Annotated in this window: 16 protein-coding genes; 13 read left to right on the forward strand and 3 right to left on the reverse strand. The window is 59.3% G+C overall.

Annotated elements, in window-relative coordinates:
- Nucleotides 1–70: 70 nt before the first annotated feature.
- The 6 genes from ACR0J0_RS02695 (at nt 71) to mdoH (ending at nt 9023) form a co-directional block, all read left to right on the forward strand.
- Nucleotides 71–1690, forward strand: a complete 1620-nt coding sequence (locus ACR0J0_RS02695; protein WP_480661139.1) for a thiamine pyrophosphate-binding protein — start codon at nt 71–73, stop codon at nt 1688–1690.
- Nucleotides 1677–2861, forward strand: coding sequence for a CaiB/BaiF CoA transferase family protein (locus ACR0J0_RS02700; RefSeq protein ID WP_480661141.1), 1185 nt, complete (start codon nt 1677–1679; stop codon nt 2859–2861). The genes ACR0J0_RS02695 and ACR0J0_RS02700 overlap by 14 nt, the downstream gene beginning before the upstream one ends.
- Nucleotides 2862–3042: 181 nt before the next feature.
- Nucleotides 3043–4413, forward strand: a complete 1371-nt coding sequence (locus ACR0J0_RS02705) for a tetratricopeptide repeat protein (protein ID WP_480661143.1) — start codon at nt 3043–3045, stop codon at nt 4411–4413.
- Nucleotides 4414–4444: 31 nt separating this feature from the next.
- Nucleotides 4445–5662, forward strand: coding sequence for an OpgC family protein (locus ACR0J0_RS02710; RefSeq protein ID WP_480661145.1), 1218 nt, complete (start codon nt 4445–4447; stop codon nt 5660–5662).
- Nucleotides 5659–7158, forward strand: coding sequence for an OpgD/OpgG family glucan biosynthesis protein (locus tag ACR0J0_RS02715; protein WP_480661147.1), 1500 nt, complete (start codon nt 5659–5661; stop codon nt 7156–7158). Before ACR0J0_RS02710 ends, ACR0J0_RS02715 begins: the two co-directional genes overlap by 4 nt.
- The gene (gene mdoH, locus ACR0J0_RS02720) at nt 7155–9023 is read left to right on the forward strand and encodes a glucans biosynthesis glucosyltransferase MdoH (RefSeq protein ID WP_480661149.1); all 1869 of its coding nucleotides are present in this window, start codon (nt 7155–7157) and stop codon (nt 9021–9023) included. The genes ACR0J0_RS02715 and mdoH overlap by 4 nt, the downstream gene beginning before the upstream one ends.
- Here the strand turns inward: mdoH and ACR0J0_RS02725 are convergent, their stop codons facing one another.
- On the reverse strand, nt 9024–9839 hold the full coding sequence (locus ACR0J0_RS02725) for a CE1 family esterase (RefSeq protein WP_480661151.1): 816 nt from the start codon (nt 9837–9839) through the stop codon (nt 9024–9026).
- On the reverse strand, nt 9836–10309 hold the full coding sequence (locus ACR0J0_RS02730) for a rhodanese-like domain-containing protein (RefSeq protein ID WP_480661153.1): 474 nt from the start codon (nt 10307–10309) through the stop codon (nt 9836–9838). Before ACR0J0_RS02730 ends, ACR0J0_RS02725 begins: the two co-directional genes overlap by 4 nt.
- A 221-nt stretch (nt 10310–10530) precedes the next feature.
- Here ACR0J0_RS02730 and ACR0J0_RS02735 point away from each other — a divergent pair, with 221 nt between their 5' ends.
- From ACR0J0_RS02735 to selD, 7 genes are read left to right on the forward strand one after another with little or no spacing between them, the layout of a single operon-like run.
- On the forward strand, nt 10531–13401 hold the full coding sequence (locus ACR0J0_RS02735) for a monovalent cation/H+ antiporter subunit A (protein ID WP_480661155.1): 2871 nt from the start codon (nt 10531–10533) through the stop codon (nt 13399–13401).
- Nucleotides 13401–13760: a Na+/H+ antiporter subunit C gene (locus ACR0J0_RS02740; RefSeq protein ID WP_480661157.1), complete on the forward strand. Its 360-nt coding sequence runs from the start codon at nt 13401–13403 to the stop codon at nt 13758–13760. Before ACR0J0_RS02735 ends, ACR0J0_RS02740 begins: the two co-directional genes overlap by 1 nt.
- Nucleotides 13757–15301, forward strand: coding sequence for a monovalent cation/H+ antiporter subunit D (locus ACR0J0_RS02745; protein WP_480661159.1), 1545 nt, complete (start codon nt 13757–13759; stop codon nt 15299–15301). The genes ACR0J0_RS02740 and ACR0J0_RS02745 overlap by 4 nt, the downstream gene beginning before the upstream one ends.
- On the forward strand, nt 15298–15798 hold the full coding sequence (locus ACR0J0_RS02750) for a Na+/H+ antiporter subunit E (RefSeq protein ID WP_480661161.1): 501 nt from the start codon (nt 15298–15300) through the stop codon (nt 15796–15798). The genes ACR0J0_RS02745 and ACR0J0_RS02750 overlap by 4 nt, the downstream gene beginning before the upstream one ends.
- A complete protein-coding gene (locus tag ACR0J0_RS02755) occupies nt 15795–16064 on the forward strand; it encodes a K+/H+ antiporter subunit F (protein ID WP_239336430.1) in 270 nt (89 codons plus the stop codon). The genes ACR0J0_RS02750 and ACR0J0_RS02755 overlap by 4 nt, the downstream gene beginning before the upstream one ends.
- Nucleotides 16065–16071: 7 nt before the next feature.
- The gene (locus ACR0J0_RS02760; protein WP_480661163.1) at nt 16072–16458 is read left to right on the forward strand and encodes a Na+/H+ antiporter subunit G; all 387 of its coding nucleotides are present in this window, start codon (nt 16072–16074) and stop codon (nt 16456–16458) included.
- 5 nt (nt 16459–16463) lie between these two features.
- Complete coding sequence (gene selD, locus ACR0J0_RS02765) at nt 16464–18623, forward strand: selenide, water dikinase SelD (RefSeq protein ID WP_480661164.1); 2160 nt, start codon at nt 16464–16466, stop codon at nt 18621–18623.
- Here the strand turns inward: selD and mnmH are convergent.
- A complete protein-coding gene (gene mnmH, locus ACR0J0_RS02770; RefSeq protein ID WP_480661165.1) occupies nt 18614–19666 on the reverse strand; it encodes a tRNA 2-selenouridine(34) synthase MnmH in 1053 nt (350 codons plus the stop codon). The two genes, selD and mnmH, sit on opposite strands and share 10 nt — an antisense overlap.
- Nucleotides 19667–19670: the final 4 nt, after the last annotated feature.

Genomic DNA, 19670 nt, shown 5'->3' on the forward strand with positions numbered 1-19670 from the left:
ACGTGAACCTGCTTGCGTCCGGACGCGTCCTCCGCAATCTGCAGTGACGTATTATTTCGGAGCATGACTGATGCAGGACCTCTCGCCCCGCGCCGCTGACCTTTTGGCGCAAAGATTGTATGAGGCCGGTTGCCGCCACGCCTTCGGCATGCCAGGCGGCGAGGTACTGACGCTGGTGGATGCGTTGGAACAGGCGGGGATCACCTTTCATCTGACCAAGCATGAAAACGCCGCCGGGTTTATGGCTGAGGCGGTGCATCATCGCGACGGAGCGCCTGCCATTTTGGTGGCCACGCTCGGCCCCGGGGCGATGAACGGGATCAATGTTGTCGCCAACGCGCTGCAGGATCGGGTGCCGATGATCGTGCTGACAGGCTGCGTCGATTCCGATGAGGCACTGACTTACACGCATCAGGTGATGGATCACGCGCAAGTCTATCGGTCGATCACCAAGGGGACGTTTGTGCTGACCGCACAAGGCGCGGATGTCGTCGCGGACAAAGCTGTCTCGCTTGCCAATCAACCGCGCCCCGGCCCTGTGCATATCGACGTACCTATCTCGGTCGCGGATACGCGAGTGTCGGGCGTAAAGGTGCGGCGACGCGCCCCGATTGCCGCCGTTGCGCCCGAAGGCAACTGCCTTGAAAAAGCCCGCCGCTGGGTGGCCGACGCAGAACGTCCCATCGCCATCGTTGGTCTCGATGTTCTTTATGACGGATCGCGCAATATCGTGCAGGCGTTTCTGGAACATTTCGGCATCCCGTTTGTCACCACGTACAAGGCAAAAGGTGTCGTACCCGAAGATCATCCGCTGTGCCTTGGGGGCGCTGGTTTGTCGCCTCTGGCCGATAAGCACCTGCTGCCGCTGGTGGAACAGGCTGATCTGGTTCTGTGCCTGGGCTACGACCCCATCGAAATGCGCCCCGGATGGCGTGAGATCTGGGACCCAGAGGAAAAGCGCGTCATCGATATCTCGGCCGTGGTCAATGACCATTACATGCATCAGGCCGGGTTGAATATGGTGGCCGATACAGGTGCCACCTTGGAGGCCATGGCCAAGGGCAACGCCGCGCGCGAAACATGGCCAGACGGCGAACCCGCGCAAGTCAAAGCCGCGTTGGCGAAGGCCTTCCCGACGAGCGATGAATGGGGACCCGCCGCTGTCATCGCCGAAACCCGCGTCACCCTGCCCGCTGAAACGCTTGCCACGGCCGACAGCGGCGCACATCGCATCCTGCTGAGCCAGATGTGGGAATGTTCCGAAGAGCGCGGGCTGATCCAGTCCTCGGCCCTATGCACGATGGGCTGCGCGATACCGATGGCGATTGGCCTTAAGCTTGCCGAACCGGATCGTCCGGTCATCAGCTTCTCGGGAGACGCCGGGTTCCTGATGGTCGCCGGAGAGTTGTCGACCGCAGCCGAGATGGGCGGAAACCCCATCTTTCTGGTCTTTGTCGATGCCAGCCTTGCATTGATCGAGCTGAAACAGCGTCAACGCCAGATGGGCAATATGGGTGTGGACTTTGACCGTCATGACTTTGCGGCCATGGGACGTGCCTTTGGTGGCAACGGGCACACGGTGCGTAACCGCGAAGAGCTGCGCGCGGCCCTGAATGACGCAATGAAGGCCGACACTTTCACCGTTATTGCCGCCGAAATCGACCGTGGAGGTTACGATGGCCGGATCTGAAGGACCGCTGAAGGGCGTCAAAGTACTGGACCTCAGCCGCATTCTGGCTGGCCCGACCTGCACGCAGTTGTTGGGCGATCTGGGCGCCAGCGTCATCAAGATCGAGAACCCCGCAACCGGAGGGGACGATACCCGGCAATGGGGACCTCCTTATGTCGAAGATGCCAAAGGCAACAGATCCGATCTGAGCGCTTACTTCATGGCGGCAAACCGCAACAAGAAATCCGTTGCAATCGACATTACCACCCCCGAGGGACAGTCTGAAGTCAGACGCCTTGCCTCGCACGCTGATATCCTGATCGAAAACTTCAAACCTGGTGGGTTGGCAAAGTACGGCCTGGACTATGCGACCCTGTCGCAGGAATTTCCGAGCCTCGTCTACTGCTCGATCTCTGGTTACGGCCAGACTGGGCCCAATTCGTCCAAGCCCGGCTACGACCTGATGGCCCAGGGATATGGCGGGATCATGTCCCTGACCGGTGATCCGGAAGGTTCGCCAATGAAGGTTGGTGTCGGCATCGCGGATGTGATGTGCGGGATGTATGCTAGCGTTGGCATTCTGGCTGCGTTGCGCCACCGCGATCAGACCGGCGAGGGTCAGCAGATCGATCTGGCCTTGGTAGATGCGCAGATCGCGTGGCTGATCAACGAGGGCGTGAATTACCTGACCTCGGGCAACGTCCCGCAGCGGCGCGGCAACGGACACCCCAACATCGTGCCTTATGACGTCTACGAAACGGCCGACGGACATGTCATTCTGGCCGTTGGCAATGACAGCCAGTTCCGCCGGTTCTGTGAGTTCATTGGGCACCCCGATCTGGCGGATGATCCGCGATTTTCCTCCAATCCTGCCCGATTGGAAAATCGTGACGCGCTGAACGCTGTGCTGCGCCCGGCTGTCAAGTCACGAACTTCAGCGACCGTTATTGCCGAGCTTGAGGCCCGTAAGGTTCCCGTTGGTCCGGTGCAGACATTGGATCAGGTTTTCTCCACCGATCAGGTCGATGCTCGCCAAATGCAGATCGCGATGCAGGCCGATCCGGGCGAAGTTCAACTGATCGGAAATCCGCTGAAACTGTCGCGAACACCTGTAACATATCGTGCGGCTCCGCCCGTCTTCGGAGCAGACACTCAGGCAGTATTGAGCGCTGAAAACCCCTTTGACGATTGAAACACTCTGCCTGTTTAGGCGGCATGTTGCTGAAACATGCCCTTGAATCGGCGGTTTTTTTCAATTTTTGTCCACACAACATTTCACCAATTCGAGAGCAGAGCCGATACTGATACGACGCTCTCAGAGTCTCTGCTACATCAGTTGTTGTAGAAATTCTCGATTGGATCGGAACATGAACATGAAGCAAGACGTTTTCGGACAGATGAACACCCTGAGCCATCCGGCAAGCGTCGAGGCGTGGGACGATGTTCTGCTTGGGTTCATGGCCCATGCCGCCGTAACGCCGCAGCATCTTGGCACAGTTCTTGAGCTTGAGCCCGATTTTGCCCTGGGCCATGCGGTCAAAGGATTGTTCATGGTTCTGCTCGGCCGCCGCGAAATGATGGGCGTTGCGGTCGAGGCATTAGCCGCCGCCAACAGCGCCATGGAACGTCAGCCGGTTTCTAAGCGGGAACGGCTATATGTCGAGGCTTTGGGGCTGTACCTTGCCGATCTTCCGTCGCAGGCCATTCAGAAATTCGAAGAAGTCCTCCGGGCCCACCCGCAGGACACGCTGGCGATGAAACTCAGCCATGCGACACGCTTTGTGCTGGGGGACTCAGAGGGGATGCGCCGCTCGATCGAGCGCGTCCTGCCCGCCTATGAGCCCGACCATGCGGGCCGGGGTTACCTGCTGGGATGTCATTCCTTCGCGCTGGAGGAAACCGGCTCGTATGAAAAGGCCGAGATAGCCGGCCGTCAGGCGCTGTGGATGGTGTCGGACGATGCCTGGGGCCTGCATGCCGTGGCGCATGTGCATGAGATGACGGGCAACGCGCAACTGGGCCTCGACTGGCTGGCCGGGCGCGAGGCCGCCTGGGCGCATTGCAACAACTTCCGCTATCACGTCTGGTGGCACAAGGCGCTGATGCATCTGGATCTGGGTCAGGTCGATCAGGTCATTGAGCTTTACGACCAGTACATCCGTCAGGACAAGACCGACGACTACCGCGATATATCAAACGCAACTTCGCTGTTGTCTCGGCTTGAGCTTGAAGGCGTCAACGTGGGCAACCGCTGGGAAGAGCTGGCTGACCTCAGCGCCGCACGTACCGAAGATGGTTGCCTGATCTTTGCCGACCTTCACTATTTGCTGGCGCTGACCGGTGACAACCGCTCGGACGCAACCGGTAAGATGTTGAAGCGTATTCAGAAGGATGCACAACGTAATCAGGGGGACACCCCGATCCGCATGTCCGATCCGGGCGTTGCGGCGGCCAAAGGGCTTGAGGCCTTTGGCGAAGGCCTCTATGGCGCAGCTTTCGACTTTTTGTCGACGGCCCGCGGGTCCATGCAATTGGCAGGGGGCAGCCACGCCCAACGTGATGTTTTCGAGCGCATCACAATTGATTCCGGCCTGCGTGCCGGCCGTCTGGATGCTGTCGAGCGCATCCTCGACGACCGCCGCGCCAAAAGAGCCGGGGGCGAAGACAATTACGCTCTAGCGCGCCGCGCATTGATCGATGCGGCACGTGATAACGGAGACGCACAAAGCGTCCCGGCTGAATAACAAAAACAAGACCAAGAAGGACAGAATTCGTATGGCGACAGTTTCGCCCGCTTCTGATTTTGCGCCGGTGGCTGCCTCTGTGGCGGCCCCTGCCCGCACGCGCGACCCGCGTCTGGATTTCTATCGCGGTATCGCGATGTTCATCATCCTGATCGCGCACATTCCCAATGACCCCTGGGCGAAATGGATCCCCGCGCGGTTCGGGTTCTCGGACGCGACTGAAATCTTTGTGTTCTGTTCGGGCATGGCCTCGGCGATCGCCTTTGGCGGAGCCTTCCTGCGCAAGGGCTGGTGGATGGGCACTGCCCGCGTAGCTTTCCGTATCTGGCAGGTTTACTGGGCACATATCGCGCTGTTCTTCTTTGTCGCCATGTCGATGGCCGCGCTGGATCAGAGCGGGTTGTTCGAGAAAAGCTATATTTCCTCCCTGAACCTGCAGCATTTCTTCAACGACCCTGCCCCGCAGATCGTCGGTCTGTTCACGCTGACCTATGTGCCGAACTACTTTGACATCCTGCCGATGTATCTGGTGGTTCTGGCGATGATGCCGCTGTTCATGGGCTTGTCACGGATCGGCTTCTGGGCCGTCGCTGCGGCCTCTGTCGCGATCTGGCTGGTCGCCCAGACCGGCGCGCTGGCCTTACCCGCCGAGCCATGGTCGGAACGCCAATGGTTCTTCAACCCCTTCGGCTGGCAGTTGCTGTTCTTCACTGGTTTTGCCTTCATGCGGGGATGGATTCCCGCACCGCCGGTATCAAAAACCCTGATCTGGGCGGCCGCACTGTTCCTGATCTTTTCGATGCCGTTCGGGTCGTGGAAAGTGTTCACCTGGATCAACGCCGCAGCCCCTGATCTGGCGGATGAGATCCGCAAAGTCTGGCCCGTGACGACAGAGTTTCGCGACAAGACCGATTTCGGCCTGTTCCGCTATCTGCACTTCCTTTCGCTAGCCTATCTGGGCTGGGTCGTTGCGGGGGAACACGGCCACCGTCTGATCGCCACCGGTCATGGAATGGCTGCCAAAATCTGGCAGTTCCTGCTGACCGTCATCACAAAAGTTGGGCAGCAATCACTGGCAGTGTTCGTTTTTTCGATGGCAGCCGCACGACTTATCGGCGTCGGACTGGACCTGAGTGGGCGGGATGTTGCCAGTGTATTCGTCGCCAACATGATTGGCTTTGCGATGATCATCGGCGTGGCTTACATGGCCGCTTGGTTTAAGTCACAACCCTGGAAGTCAAAGAAATGAATTTTACACGTCGCGCATTTTTGGCCTCGACTTCGGCGCTTGCCTTCGCGCCGGCCACATTTGCCACCGGTGGGGAATCCCCGTTTGACCGCAACGACGTCATAGCGCTGGCCCGCGAACTGGCCAGCCAACCCTACGCCGAACGCGAAATGGTGCCGCAGGAATGGCAGGACCTGACGTACCAGCAATACCGCTCGATCCGGTTCCGGCTGGACCGAGCGCTTTGGTACGAAACTGAGACGCCCTTCAATGTCGATTTCTTTACCCCGGGTCTGTACTTCCCGCGCGCGGTCAAAGTGTCGACCGTTGAGAACGGAATGGCGACTCCGGTCGCTTTCGACTTGGCTATGTTCGACAAGTCCGAAGAGGTCCCGGAACTACCCATTGACGACACACTGGGCTTTTCCGGCCTGCGCCTGCGCACCGAAATGCATCGTCCCGGCAAAACCGATGAGTTCTGCGTCTGGCAAGGGGCCAGCTATTTTCGCGCCATCGGCCTGCACGAGGTTTACGGCCTGTCCGCCCGCGGTCTGGCGCTGAAAACCGGCGACCCGGATGGTGAGGAATTCCCCGAGTTCATCCGTTTCTGGCTAGAGCGTCCCAAACCCGGACAGCGCGATATGGTCGTCCATGCGTTGATGGACAGCCCAAGTGTGACCGGTGCATACCGATTCAACGTCACCGCCGGTGCGGATTGCGTGATGGACATCGAAGCCACCCTGTTCCCGCGCGAGGAACTAAGCCATGTGGGCATCGCACCCGGCACGTCGATGTTCCTGTTCGATCAGACCAACCACAGCCGGTTTGATGACTTTCGCCCTGCCGTCCATGACAGCGACGGCCTGCTGATCCGCAACGGTGCCGGAGAAGTTCTGTGGCGGCCATTGGCAAACCCGACCCGCTTGCAGATTTCGTCGTTCGTCGACACGAACCCGCGCGGTTTTGGCCTGATGCAGCGGAAACGTGAGTTCTCGGATTACGCGGACCTTGAGGCGAATTACCACAAGCGCCCCAGCCTATGGGTCGAACCCGGAGCGGATTGGGGCAAAGGCTCGGTCACGCTGGTTGAAATTCCGGCCGATCAGGAAATTTACGACAACATCGTCGCCTATTGGCGCCCAGCTGAACCTTATGCGACGGGTAGCCAGGTCGATCTGTCCTATCGCCTGATCTGGGGTGACGAGCCCCAGCGCACCCCGATGGCACGCGTGATCAACACGGCCATGGGCGACAACACCTTTGGTGAAGGGCGCCTGGCCGTCATCGACTTTGAGGAAAGCGAGTTGTTCGACGACCCAGAGGCGATGACCATTTTCGTGGACTCCCCTCATGCCGAAACATCTGAAGGTGTGCTGCAGCGCAACCCGGACACCGGCGGGCTACGGCTGGCGTTTTCATTCGAGCCCGGTGACCGCGACCATGTCGAGCTGCGCGCGCAATTGCTGAAAGACAAACAGCCGGCCTCTGAGGTCTGGCTTTACCGTTGGACCTCATGAAACGAGATCTGCATATCATGCCCCCCGAGGCGCCTTTGGCCATGCCTGCACAGGATTTCAGCGCAGGTTTTCGGGATGCGCAGGTGCCGGACGGCAAGCGCCCCTCGGCCGGGTTCTGGCGCGCGCTGGCGTTTTCGCCGGCAATGGTAGCGACGCTTGGCCTGCTTTGGGTTATGACCGATTGGTTCGATGCGGAAGGCATCAACCTGATCGAGGGCATTCTGCTTGCCCTGATCTCCTTCAACTTCTTCTGGATTTCCTTCACGGTCTGTACTGTCTTGCTGGGCATGGTGTCGCTGTCCCGGCAAGAGCGTCCAATCCGCCAAGCGCGGTCGCAACCGCTGCGCGTGGCGCTGTTGATGCCGGTCTATAACGAGGTTCCCTGGAACGTGCTGGGCAATGCCCGAACGATGCTTGAGGATCTGCAGACGCGGGGCGGACAGCATCACTATGCCATGTTCATCCTGTCGGATACTCGTGACCCCGAGATCGCAGCACAGGAACAGGCCAGTATCGAGGCGCTGCGCACGACCCTCGCGCCCGGTCTTGAGCTTTATTATCGCCGCCGCGAACAAAACACCGACCGCAAGGTTGGCAACATCGCAGATTGGGTCAGCCGGTGGGGCGCGGATTGGGATGCCATGCTGGTGCTGGATGCCGATAGCCTGATGACAGGTCGTGCCATCACCCGTCTGACGGACGCGCTGGCACGAGACCCCGGCGCGGGGCTGATCCAGAGCTATCCGCAATTGATCGGTGCGCAATCGGTCTTTGCCCGGATGCAGCAGTTTGCCAATGGAGTCTACGGGATTGCCTTTGCCGAAGGTCTGGCGCGCTGGTGCGGACAAGAGGGTAATTATTGGGGCCATAACGCAATTATCCGCACCAAGGCATTCGCCAATTGTGCTGGGTTGCCGAAGCTGCGGGCACTGAATGGTCAGGAAAAACTGATCATGAGCCATGATTTTGTCGAAGCCGGACTGTTGCGCCGTGCCGGATGGGCCGTGCGGTTTCTGCCTCGCATTCGAGGTTCCTACGAAGAAACCCCTCCGACCCTCATAGACCACGCCTTGCGCGACCGGCGCTGGTGTCAGGGCAACCTGCAACACCTAAAACTGTTGCGGTCCGCCGGATTTCAGCCGGTATCACGATTCCATATGTTCCATGGCGCTGTCGGATATCTGATGTCGCCGCTGTGGTTTGCCCTGCTGGTGATGTGGGCTTTGATCGGACAGGGTGAGGACGCCTCGGTCCTGCATTATTTCAGCCCGGACAATCCGATGTTTCCGCAATGGCCCGAGATGACGGAAACGCGGCATGTGCTGATTATTCTCGTCATGTACGCGATGCTGCTGGCGCCGAAAGTTCTTGGAGCACTGGCTTTGCCGCTCAGCGGTGTGCGGTACGCGGAATTTGGCGGATGGTTCAAGTTTTTGACCTCGTTCCTGGCCGAGGTTGTTCTTTCCATCCTCTACGCCCCGATCCTGATGGTGCAGCAGGTGATCGCCGTCTTCCGCACTGCCTTTGGCATCCAGAAGGGCTGGTCGCCGCAAGCGCGCGATGGTGGCAGCTACAGCCTGCGGACGCTGATCCTCTGCCACTCGGTCGAGACAATCAGCGGCATCGCACTAAGCGTGGGTATTCTTTCCGGCCTCGTCTCGATCTGGTTGGCCCCGATTGCTATTGGCCTTGCGTTGGCAATCCCTCTATCCGCGCTCAGCGGTGTCTCGGCCGGCGCTGCACGTCGAATGGTCGGCATGAAGGAGGACTTCAAGGAACCCGCCATTACGCGTTCGGCCCGTCGTTATCGAGATGAGTTGAAGAACGTGATCGAGGGTAAAGGCATCCTGACCCCTGCCGAGTGATCAACCGCCCGGCAGGCCCTCGTACCAATCGACCATCATGTCTGCCCAGCCTTTGGGGACATTGTGACCGCCAGGAAACAGCGCGAATTCCAGCGCGCTGCCATCGGCGCATGTGGTCCACCTGCGACGCATGAAGTCGCCGGTCGTGCTAAAACCGGTGGGCTTTGTGTCGACGCATTCATTGGCCTCGCGCCAGATCTCAAGACCGGCAAAGATATCGCCCTGATGGAACCGCCCGCCGCCCAGCAACCGCCCCTCCAGCGGGACGACGTTGTCCGTCCAGCCATGGGTATGGAACAGGCGCACCGGACCGTCGCAGGCCTCGGGATGTGGCCGCCAAAAACCTCCAGACACTGGCACGTAGGCCGAGAACGTCTCAGGCGCGGCACAGGCGAGGTAATAGACCATAAAGGCGCCTGCCGAGAACCCACCCAGAACGACCCGATCCGCATCGACACCAAACCGATCTGCGGCGTCTTGCACGGCCTCGGTCAAAAAGGCCGTTTCATCGCGCCCCTCCCACCCCGGGAAGAAGTTCCAGCTTTGCCGCCCGTTGCGCTCCGAACCCTCTGGTGCCATCACGGCATAGCCGCGCGTCAGTAACGGCTCGACCATCCCACGGTTTTTCAAGGTTCCTGTGGCCGTTCCCCCATAGCCGTGCAGGAAGACAACCAACGGCGGGTTCTCGACCTCGGGCAATTCGATGTGGTACCCGCCCGAGGCGGTCTCGCACATACCGTTCTGATCAGCGCATGCGGCAAGGCCCGCCTGCCCGATAAATGCCAAACTCGTTGCCAGAGTCAGTTCCCGGATCATCCTGCACTCCTGTCGTAATCGCGGACCGGCAATCCGGCGCGCACCCATCCCGGCCCGGCGGCCGAGCCCAACATACCTTCCGGTACATCGATGATGTTTGTAAAACCTGCCTCGGTCAGCCTGTTGCTCAGCCGGGCCGAACGGACGCCGCGCGCGCAAATCAATGCGATCGCCGCCCCTTTGTTGCCCTGAGAAAGCTGCGCCAGTGCAGGAACAAAGTCTTCGCGACGCATGTCCAGAGAATGGGCACCTTCCCCGATGCCGGTGGCCTGCCATTCCCTGGGTGTGCGAATGTCCAACAACAATATGTCGCCGGAAACGGCCTGCTTGTGCGCAGCCTGAACACTCAGCTGTTTGCCGGCGTAATCAGGGGGGATCAGGCGGTACTCGCGTATCGCAAATCCGCCCACCGCTGCAGCGGAACCTCCGATCAAGATCCACCTGCGGGATCGGTTTGCGTTTAGGGCCACGTCGCACCCTCCTGACCTGACGGGACGGTTCTATCACAACGCGATTTTCAAATCCGCGCCGATTTTGCCCCGGCGGATCAAGTTCACGTCATTTTTTTTGTCAAAAATCACCGTTGTCTGACGGCAGTAGTGCGCGACAAATAAATTGTAATAGCTGGACAGTAAGAAAATTATCCGTACAAAATCAGTACCACTTGACCGCCAAGAACGGAGTATCGCACTTGTCCCTATTCCTAATCGCGGCCCTTCCCTTTCTCGGCGCTGTCTTCCCAGCCCTCCTGATCAGGGCAGGACGAAATGCAGCCGCTTCCGCGGCAGGTTTGACCAGTTTTCTCGCTTTGGCAGGTCTACTAATCCACATCCCTTCGGTCATGCGCGGAGACGTTGTGACAGCCCGGTTCGACTGGATTCCGGGGTTGGGGCTGAACGCAAATTTCATGCTGGACGGGCTGGGATTTTTGTTTGCCGGCCTGATCTTGGGTATCGGACTTTTGATCATCCTGTATGCGCGGTTCTACCTTTCACGCGAAGACCCGATGGGGCAGTTCTTTACCTACTTGCTGCTGTTTCAGGGCGCGATGGTCGGGATTGTTCTGTCGGACAACATATTGCTTTTGCTGATATTTTGGGAACTTACGTCGCTGAGTTCATTCCTGCTGATCGGGTATTGGAAACACCTGCCCGAAGGGCGCCAGGGCGCCCGGATGGCGCTGGCCGTGACCGGCGGCGGCGGGCTTGCGATGATTGCCGGAATGCTGATCCTGGGCAATATCGTCGGATCCTATGACCTGAGCGTCATTCTGCAGAACAAGGAACTCATTCAGGGGTCGCCATACTATCTGCCCGCGCTGATCCTGATCCTGCTGGGTTGTTTCACCAAGTCTGCCCAGTTCCCGTTCCATTTCTGGTTGCCCCACGCAATGGCGGCGCCGACGCCCGTTTCGGCCTATTTGCACTCGGCCACGATGGTGAAGGCCGGGCTGTTCCTGATGGCGCGGATGTGGCCCGTTTTGGCGGGTACGGATGCCTGGTTCTATATAGTAGCCACAACTGGACTGATCACCATGCTGATCGGTGCAGTGATCGCATTGTATAAAGATGACCTGAAGGCCCTGCTGGCGTTTTCGACCGTATCGCATCTGGGGCTGGTCACCATGTTGCTGGGCTTTGGCACAAAGATCGCCGCCGTTGCCGCGGTCTTCCACATCATCAACCACGCGACTTTCAAATGTGCCCTGTTTATGACTGCCGGGATCGTGGACCACGAGACGGGCACGCGCGACATCAAGCGGCTGGGCGGGTTGCGACACCTGATGCCGATTACCTTTACGATTGGCACCATCGCTGCACTGTCGATGGCCGGTATTCCACCGCTGAACGGTTTCCTGTCCAAGGAAATGATGCTGGAAGAGACCGTTCACACCACTTGGCTGAACTCGCACTATCTGGTGCCTGGCTTGGCACTGCTGGCGGCGCTTTTTTCAGCAGCCTATTCCTTCCGTTTTATCAGCCACGTCTTCCTCGGGCCGGAGCGCCACGACTATCCCGCGCATCCGCATGACCCCCCGGTCGGGTTGTGGCTGGCCCCGGCTTTCCTCGTCGTTCTGGTAGTTCTGATCGGACTGTATTCCAACGCCATTGTCGGGCCTCTGGTTGCCGTCGTTTCCAGCGCAGTGATCGGGGGCGAGAAGCTTCCTTATTATTCGCTGAAGCTGTGGCACGGTTTGACACCTGCGCTTTACATGTCCGCAGTGGCGACACTTGGCGGTCTGTTCCTGCTCAGCCTGCACCGGCACGAAGAAAAGGTGTGGAATGCGCTGCCCCGCCCCGAGGCCAAGGTGATCTTTGAGGCGGTGATCGGAGTGCTGACAAAACTCAGCCGGTTGATCACCGACACTTTGCACAACGGCGTTCTCAGCCGTTATGCGATCATCATGATCGGCTTCACCCTGGCGCTGGGATACTATGCCTATACGACCGGCACGATCGGCCCCCAGACCCGCGAGCCGTTGCCGATCCAGACCATCCCTGTCATCGGCTGGATCTGCCTTGTGGGCGCTACGTTGGCGATCATGTGGTTCCACCGCAACCGCTTGCTGTCGCTGGTGCTGATCGGCGTGGTCGGCCTGATCGTATCGATGGCGTTCAACTACCTTTCGGCTCCGGATCTGGCGCTGACGCAGATCTCGGTCGAAGTGGTGACGATGATCCTGCTGCTGCTGTCTCTGAACTTCCTGCCCACAGACACCCCGTGGGACAGCAGCGCCGCGCGACGCTGGCGGGACGCTGCGATCTCGGTCGTAGCGGGGATCGGTTCGGGCGCGCTGGTCTATGCGATACTACTGCGGGACTTTGCCTTTCCGACAATTTCGGATTTCCATCTGGCAAACTCGTATGAAGGTGGTGGCGGCACCAACGTGGTCAACGTGATCCTGGTGGACTTCCGGGGTTTTGATACCTTTGGCGAGATCATCGTTCTGGGTATTGCCGCGCTGGTCATCTTTGCCCTGACCGAAGCCGTTCTGAGCACCAATGTCCGCAGCTACTTGCTGAACCGGAAACCGCATTGGCCGCAATCAGGGGACTCGCACCCGCTGATGATGGTGGTCGTGACTCGGATGATGATGCCCATCGCCCTGATGGTCGGGGCCTACATCTTTTTCCGTGGCCACAACCAGCCCGGAGGCGGTTTCATCGCCGGTCTGATCGTCGCGATCGCGTTCCTGATGCAATACATGGCCAGTGGCTATACCTGGGCCATCGAACGCCAGCGGTTCTACTATCACGGCACAATAGGCTGGGGCGTCCTGATCGCCGCGGCTACCGGTCTGGGAGCCTGGTTCAACGAGCGCCCGTTCCTGACAAGCGATTTCGGCTATATCAATTGGCCGCCGCTGGAAGAGTTCGAATGGGCCACGGCCATTCTGTTCGATACGGGCGTCTTCCTGGCCGTTCTGGGTGCTGTAATGCTGGCGCTCGACAGCCTGTCTCGGTTTGCCTGGCAGCCGGGCATGGCACAGGAATTCCCGATGGATATCAACCCGCTACGGGATGATCCGCCGGAAGAAGAGCAAGAAAAGGAGCAGGCCTGATGGAAGCGCTCGTAGCCTCTGCCGTAGGCGTCATGACCGCTGCCGGGATATTTCTGATCCTGCGCCGCCGGACCTTCCCCGTCATTCTGGGCCTATCCCTGATCACCTACGCGGTGAACGTGTTCCTGTTCGCGACCGGGCGGCTGGCGCTGGACGCGCCAGCGGTTCTGAACAAGTACAAGGACGTGCCTTACACTGATCCGCTACCGCAAGCGCTGGTGCTGACAGCCATCGTGATCTCATTCGGGATGACAGCCGTGATCGTGATGATCGCACTCAGCGCTTACCTGTCCTCGAAGGATGACCATATCGACATGACCGCGCAGGACAGCGTGGATGCGCCGGGAGAAGACGCATGAACCATTGGATCGTTGCGCCGATCGTCCTGCCCGCGATCCTGGCTCCGTTCATCATCATGGTGCTGCGATACCATCTGGACCTGCAGCGTATCTTCTCGGTCGCAGGTGTCGTTGGACTGCTGGGTATTGCTCTGACCATCACAGCGCAGGCTGCTGGTGGAGATATTCAGGTTTATGAGCTGGGCAACTGGCCCGCGCCTTTTGGCATTGTTCTGGTGCTGGACCGCTTGTCGGCCATGATGGTTCTTCTGACCGCCCTGCTGGCTTTGCCGATTGTGCTTTATGCCATTGCCTCCGGCTGGGATGACCGGGGCAAACATTTTCACGCCCTGTTTCACTTTCAGCTTATGGGTGTCTGCGGGGCATTTCTGACTGGCGACGCTTTCAACCTGTTTGTGTTTTTCGAGGTTTTGCTGATCGCTTCCTACGGCCTGATGACCCATGGGGGCGGATCTGTCCGGCTCAAGGCGGGTGTCCAGTACGTGGCCTACAACCTTCTTGGCTCCACACTGTTCCTGTTTGCACTGGGCACGCTCTATGGCGTGACCGGAACGCTGAACATGGCCGACATGGCACTGCGTGTTGCCGAATTACCCGCCGAAGACACCGCCTTGCTACGCGTTGGTGCTGTGCTTTTGCTGCTGGTATTCTGCATCAAGGCCGCCGTATTGCCGCTGCATTTCTGGCTGCCAGCAAGCTATGCCAACGCGCCTTTACCCGTGGCAGCCTTGTTCGCAATCATGACGAAAGTCGGCGCTTATTCGATCCTGCGGATGTATACACTTGGCTTCGGCCCCGAGGTCGAAGCAACGCAGGGCCTGGTCGGGACGTGGTTGCAGCCGGCAGCAATGGTAACGCTGGCCATTGGTGCGATAGGTATTCTCGGCGCGCAGCATATCGCACGAATGGTGGCGTTCTGCGCGATTACGTCGATGGGAACACTGCTGATTGCCATTTCGCTATTCACCGAAACCGCCACTGCGGCTGCTCTGTACTATATCTATCACTCGACACTGGCCACGGCCCTGATGTTCCTTGTGGCCGATCTGGTAATGGAGCGCCGGGGCGGCGCCATCGCCCCAACAGCGCCCATGCCGCAAAGCGGTCTGATCTCAGCCCTGTTTTTCGTCGGCGCAATTGCCCTGGCCGGAATGCCGCCGCTGTCAGGCTTCATCGGTAAGCTGTTGGTGTTGGACGCCGCGCGCGAGGCGCAGGATGCAAACGCCATCTGGGCCGTGATCCTGATAGGGTCGTTCATCACCATCGTCGGCCTTGCCCGTGCGGGCTCTCTGGTCTTCTGGAAAAGCCACGACGCCCAGCACAACACGGAAATGGACCCGGAAAACGAAGAAGAAGCCGAGGCTGCACCCGCGCCCGAGCCCAACCCGGGTCTGACATTCACCGCTGTATTCGTGATGGCCATGGGCCTAGTCCTGCTGACGCTGTTTGCGGGGCCAGCTCTGGAGTACACCAGTAAAACGGCCGAGCAGTTGTTCACCCCCGAAAACTACATCTCGGCCGTATTGGGAGGCGACGCATGATCAGACTACTGCACCGGGTTTTCCCGCACCCGCACCTGACGTTCCTGTTGACTGTGGTCTGGGTGTTGCTGGCCAACAACCTGACTCTGAACTCGGTGGTATTCGGCCTGATCCTCGGGATTATCATCCCGTTCATCACGCAGCCCTACTGGCCTGACCGGCCAAAACTGCGCAATTGGCCCATGGTTGTCGAGTACATCCTTGTCGTGCTGTGGGATATCGTGATCGCCAATATCACAGTGGCCCGGATCATCCTGTTTAAACGCGACGCGGATCGCCAACCCAACTGGATCTGCGTCCCGCTTGAGTTGCGTACGCCCGAGGCGATTACGGTGCTGGCAGGCACCATCACCATGACCCCCGGCACGGTCAGCAGCGATCTGTCCGCGCAGGGGCATAACCTGCTGGTACATTGCCTCGACGCGCCCGATCCTGACGCGGTACGCGATCAGATCAAACACCGCTACGAACGCCGCCTGAAGGAGATTTTCGAATGATCGAATTTGCAATCTGGTTTGCGTTTGCCTGTTTCGGAGCGGCGATCATGATGTGCCTCTGGCGGATCATCACCGCAGACGGCGTCGGCACCCGCGTTCTGGCGCTGGATACGATGGTCATTAACACGATCGCCTTGATGATCCTTTATGGCCTCAATCTGGGAACCGAGATTTTCTTCGAATCCGCCATGATCATCGCCATGCTTGGCTTTGTCTCAACCGTTGCCTATGCGCGCTTCATGCTGCGCGGCAACATTATCGAGTGAGGATGGTATGGGTTTTGTCTTCGAATTTCTGATCGCCTTCTTCCTGATCGTGTCCGGCATCTTCGGCTTTGTCGGGTCTTACGGCATGATAAAGCTGAAAGATCCCATGTCCCGCTTGCACGCGCCTACCAAGGCAACGACACTAGGTGTTGGCGGCGTCTTGCTGGCGTCGATATGCCATTCCGTCCTGATCGAACAGCACCTTTCCTTGCACGAGCTTCTGATCACCCTGTTCCTTTTTCTGACAGCTCCGATCACGGCCCTGTTCATTGCCAAATGGCACATTCACCGCCATGAAAAGCCCAGCGATCTACCGGACGCGGGCGAGGATGAGCTTTGGGCCACCCACGCGGTCGAGCAGGTCGAAGACGTTCCTGATCACAGCAAGACCTGAATTACATGCACCACCCACCGCTGCCCCTGACCCGCGATCTGGTTCTCATTGGCGGTGGCCATACCCATGCGCTGCTGCTGCGCAAATGGGGTATGAACCGATTGCCCGGAGCGCGAGTGACGATCATCAACCCCGGCCCCACTGCACCCTATTCGGGGATGCTGCCCGGCTTCGTCGCCGGTCATTATGCACGCTGGGAACTCGATATCGATCTGGTAAAACTGGCTCGCTTTGCTGGCGCACGTGTCATTCTGGGCTCGGTCGACGGGATCGACCCTGACACGCGCGTAGTCCACGTACCTGGCCGACCGCCGGTGGCGTTTGATGTCGCTTCGGTCAATGTCGGAATCACTTCGGACATGCCCGCTCTGCCCGGCTTTGCCGAACATGCGGTTCCGGCCAAACCGCTGGGACCGTTCGCCGCAAAATGGGCCGATTATCTGAATGGGACGGGTCTCGCATCCGTCGCAGTTATTGGTGGCGGTGTGGCCGGGGCAGAACTGGTTATGGCCATGGCCCACGCGCTACGCAAAAAGAACCGCGCGGCGCAGCTTACCCTGATCGACAATGCTGAGGCGCTAACGGCGACAAAGCCCAAGTCGGCGGAAACAATTCGCAAGGCGATGAGCGATCTGGGAATCGAGGTGATCGAACGGGCAACGATTTCGCACATCTCGGCAAACCAGGTGGTGCTGGAGGATGGACGCCAGATTGAGGCCAGTTTCGTGACTGGAGCAGCCGGTGCAAAGCCATATGGTTGGATCGCCAATACCGGGCTAGAGTTGAAAGACGGTTTCATCCGCGTAGACGCTCGTCTGCAGTCCAGCGATCCGGTGATTTTCGCGGCAGGCGACTGCGCGCATCTGAACGAAAACCCACGCCCCAAGGCCGGGGTCTATGCGGTGCGAGAAGCCCCTGTTCTGTTCAACAACCTACGCGCCACGCTGGGGGCCGGAACTCTGCGACGCTATGAACCGCAAAAGGATTACCTGAAGCTGATCTCGCTGGGCGGCAAATCGGCACTGGCCGAACGGCTGGGCACTTCATTCAGCGGACCGTTGATGTGGAAGTGGAAAAATCATATCGATCAAAGCTTTATGAACAAGTTCCGCGATCTGCCTCAAATGAAAGCGCCGGCACTGCCGCGCCACCACGCGGATGGGATGGATGACGCGTTGGGCGAAAAACCCATGTGTGGCGGCTGTGGCGCAAAGGTCGGGCGCGGCGCGCTGCAATCGGTCCTCAGCGAGTTGCCCGCCCCTACGCGTTCCGACGTCACGCCGTTGCCCGGCGATGATGCTGCCTTGTTGAACTTTGGGAACACGCGGCAGGTCATGACATCGGATCATCTGCGCAGTTTCGTCAACGACCCGGTCCTGATGACCCGCATCGCGGCCGTTCACGCTCTGGGCGACATTTGGGCGATGGGTGCCAATCCGCAAGCGGCCACTGCAACCGTGATCCTGCCGCGTATGTCACCTGCTCTTCAGCGTCGGACGATGGCCGAGATCATGCACACCGCTCATGAGGTCATTCGTCAGGCCGGTGCCGAGATTGTCGGCGGTCACAGCTCGATGGGCGATGAAATGACGATCGGCTTTACCCTCACCGGCCTGTGCGAGCATGACCCAATCACCCTTTCCGGGGCGCAGCCGGGTGATGCATTGATCCTGACCAAACCATTGGGCAGCGGCGTCCTGATGGCCGCAGAAATGGCTGGCGAGGCGAATGGCGAATGGGTGGCGGCGGCCCTGTCGCTAATGGTTGAACCGCAGGGCACGGCCTCGGGTTTGTTGGCAGGCGCACACGCGATGACAGACGTTACCGGTTTCGGATTGGCGGGGCATCTATTGGGCATGTCCGAGGCCTCGGGTTGCGGAGCCTCGCTTGATTTGGGCTCTATTCCTGTAATGGCCGGAGCGCTGGAGCTTTGCGCGAAAGGTATCCGTTCAACCTTATTCGACGACAACCGCGCGGTCGTACCTGAATTACCGACAGGCGGCAAAGCGGACCTGCTATACGACCCGCAGACAGCTGGCGGCTTACTGGCAGCTGTTCCGGTAGACCAGGCGCACGCAGTGTGCGACGCGCTGCGAAAAGCCGGATATTCGGCCACGATCATCGGACAGATGACCGACGCACCGGGGCTGCGCCTTCAAAGCTGATCCAGAAAGCTTTGGATTCGTGAGGCCGTTTGATTCAAGCCAATTTCATCCAGTGCGGGCGCGTCGATCTGCGCGATTACGTCCGCGCGGCGTGTACGGCTGGATTTGGCATACGCCGGGTCATAGTGCTGCTCGATGAGGGCTTGGGTCAGTGCCCGCTTGTCTCCGGTATCGATCAGGTCCAGCCAGTTGTCGACGACCTCATTGCCTCGGTGAAAACGCAGAGGTGAAAGGCGGTCGCGCAAGCGATCTTTGTCCGAGAGGATATCGTCGTAGGCCGACACCAGATAGGCCGAGCGCGCCCGAGTGGAAGCTTGAATCACTATGCGCGGCGCATTGCGCAATGCGGTCCAAAGCGTTGGCGGTAGGATCAAAGACCCGATTTTGGACGACTCGGCCTCGACCACGACGGGGCGCGACGGGTCCAGACGGCAGAGCACTGCGGCCAGAGCGGATTCGAAAGCCTTTTGGCTGGGTTGGCCACCGGGCATCTCGCCCAGCAGAGACCCCCGGTGATTGGCGAGCCCCTCAAGGTCCAGAACCTGAACGCCGCGCTCTCTTAAGAGTGCCAACAATTCCGTCTTGGCCGTCCCCGTATAACCGTCCAGCGCAACCAGCCGATGCGGCAACGGATCATCATAGAGGTAGCGGTTCACCAACCGACGATAGGTGCGATAACCACCCTCAACCACTTCGGCGCGCCAGCCGATCTGTTGCAGCATCCACGTGAACGACCCCGATCTTTGCCCACCGCGCCAGCAATAGACCAAAGGCCGCCACGCCCCTTCGTGATGGGACAGTCTGTTCTCGATGTGATTGGCCGCGTTCCGAAACACCAGCGCGGCCCCCAGTTTACGCGCCAGAAAAGGGCTTTCCTGTACATAGATCGTACCAACGCGGGCGCGTTCTTCGTTGTCCAAAACGGGAAGGCTGATGGCGCCGGGCAGATGATCCTCGGCGTATTCCGCCGGGCTGCGCACATCGATTACCGTGTCGAAGTCATGCGCATAGAGATCAGGCAGGCTGGAGAATTTCAGAACCATGTCA

The sequence above is a fragment of the Ruegeria sp. BF12 genome (genome assembly GCF_056538705.1).

Excerpts from the sequence above, each read along its gene's own strand:
- ACR0J0_RS02745 (WP_480661159.1), top strand. The coding sequence starts at position 13,757 with ATGAACCATTGGATCGTTGCGCCGATCGTCCTGCCCGCGATCCTGGCT.
- ACR0J0_RS02755 (WP_239336430.1), top strand. The coding sequence starts at position 15,795 with ATGATCGAATTTGCAATCTGGTTTGCGTTTGCCTGTTTCGGAGCGGCG.
- ACR0J0_RS02750 (WP_480661161.1), top strand. The coding sequence starts at position 15,298 with ATGATCAGACTACTGCACCGGGTTTTCCCGCACCCGCACCTGACGTTC.
- ACR0J0_RS02725 (WP_480661151.1), bottom strand. The coding sequence starts at position 9,839 with ATGATCCGGGAACTGACTCTGGCAACGAGTTTGGCATTTATCGGGCAG.
- ACR0J0_RS02700 (WP_480661141.1), top strand. The coding sequence starts at position 1,677 with ATGGCCGGATCTGAAGGACCGCTGAAGGGCGTCAAAGTACTGGACCTC.
- mnmH (WP_480661165.1), bottom strand. The coding sequence starts at position 19,666 with ATGGTTCTGAAATTCTCCAGCCTGCCTGATCTCTATGCGCATGACTTC.
- ACR0J0_RS02740 (WP_480661157.1), top strand. The coding sequence starts at position 13,401 with ATGGAAGCGCTCGTAGCCTCTGCCGTAGGCGTCATGACCGCTGCCGGG.
- ACR0J0_RS02715 (WP_480661147.1), top strand. The coding sequence starts at position 5,659 with ATGAATTTTACACGTCGCGCATTTTTGGCCTCGACTTCGGCGCTTGCC.
- ACR0J0_RS02760 (WP_480661163.1), top strand. The coding sequence starts at position 16,072 with ATGGGTTTTGTCTTCGAATTTCTGATCGCCTTCTTCCTGATCGTGTCC.
- mdoH (WP_480661149.1), top strand. The coding sequence starts at position 7,155 with ATGAAACGAGATCTGCATATCATGCCCCCCGAGGCGCCTTTGGCCATG.
- ACR0J0_RS02710 (WP_480661145.1), top strand. The coding sequence starts at position 4,445 with ATGGCGACAGTTTCGCCCGCTTCTGATTTTGCGCCGGTGGCTGCCTCT.
- ACR0J0_RS02695 (WP_480661139.1), top strand. The coding sequence starts at position 71 with ATGCAGGACCTCTCGCCCCGCGCCGCTGACCTTTTGGCGCAAAGATTG.
- ACR0J0_RS02705 (WP_480661143.1), top strand. The coding sequence starts at position 3,043 with ATGAAGCAAGACGTTTTCGGACAGATGAACACCCTGAGCCATCCGGCA.
- selD (WP_480661164.1), top strand. The coding sequence starts at position 16,464 with ATGCACCACCCACCGCTGCCCCTGACCCGCGATCTGGTTCTCATTGGC.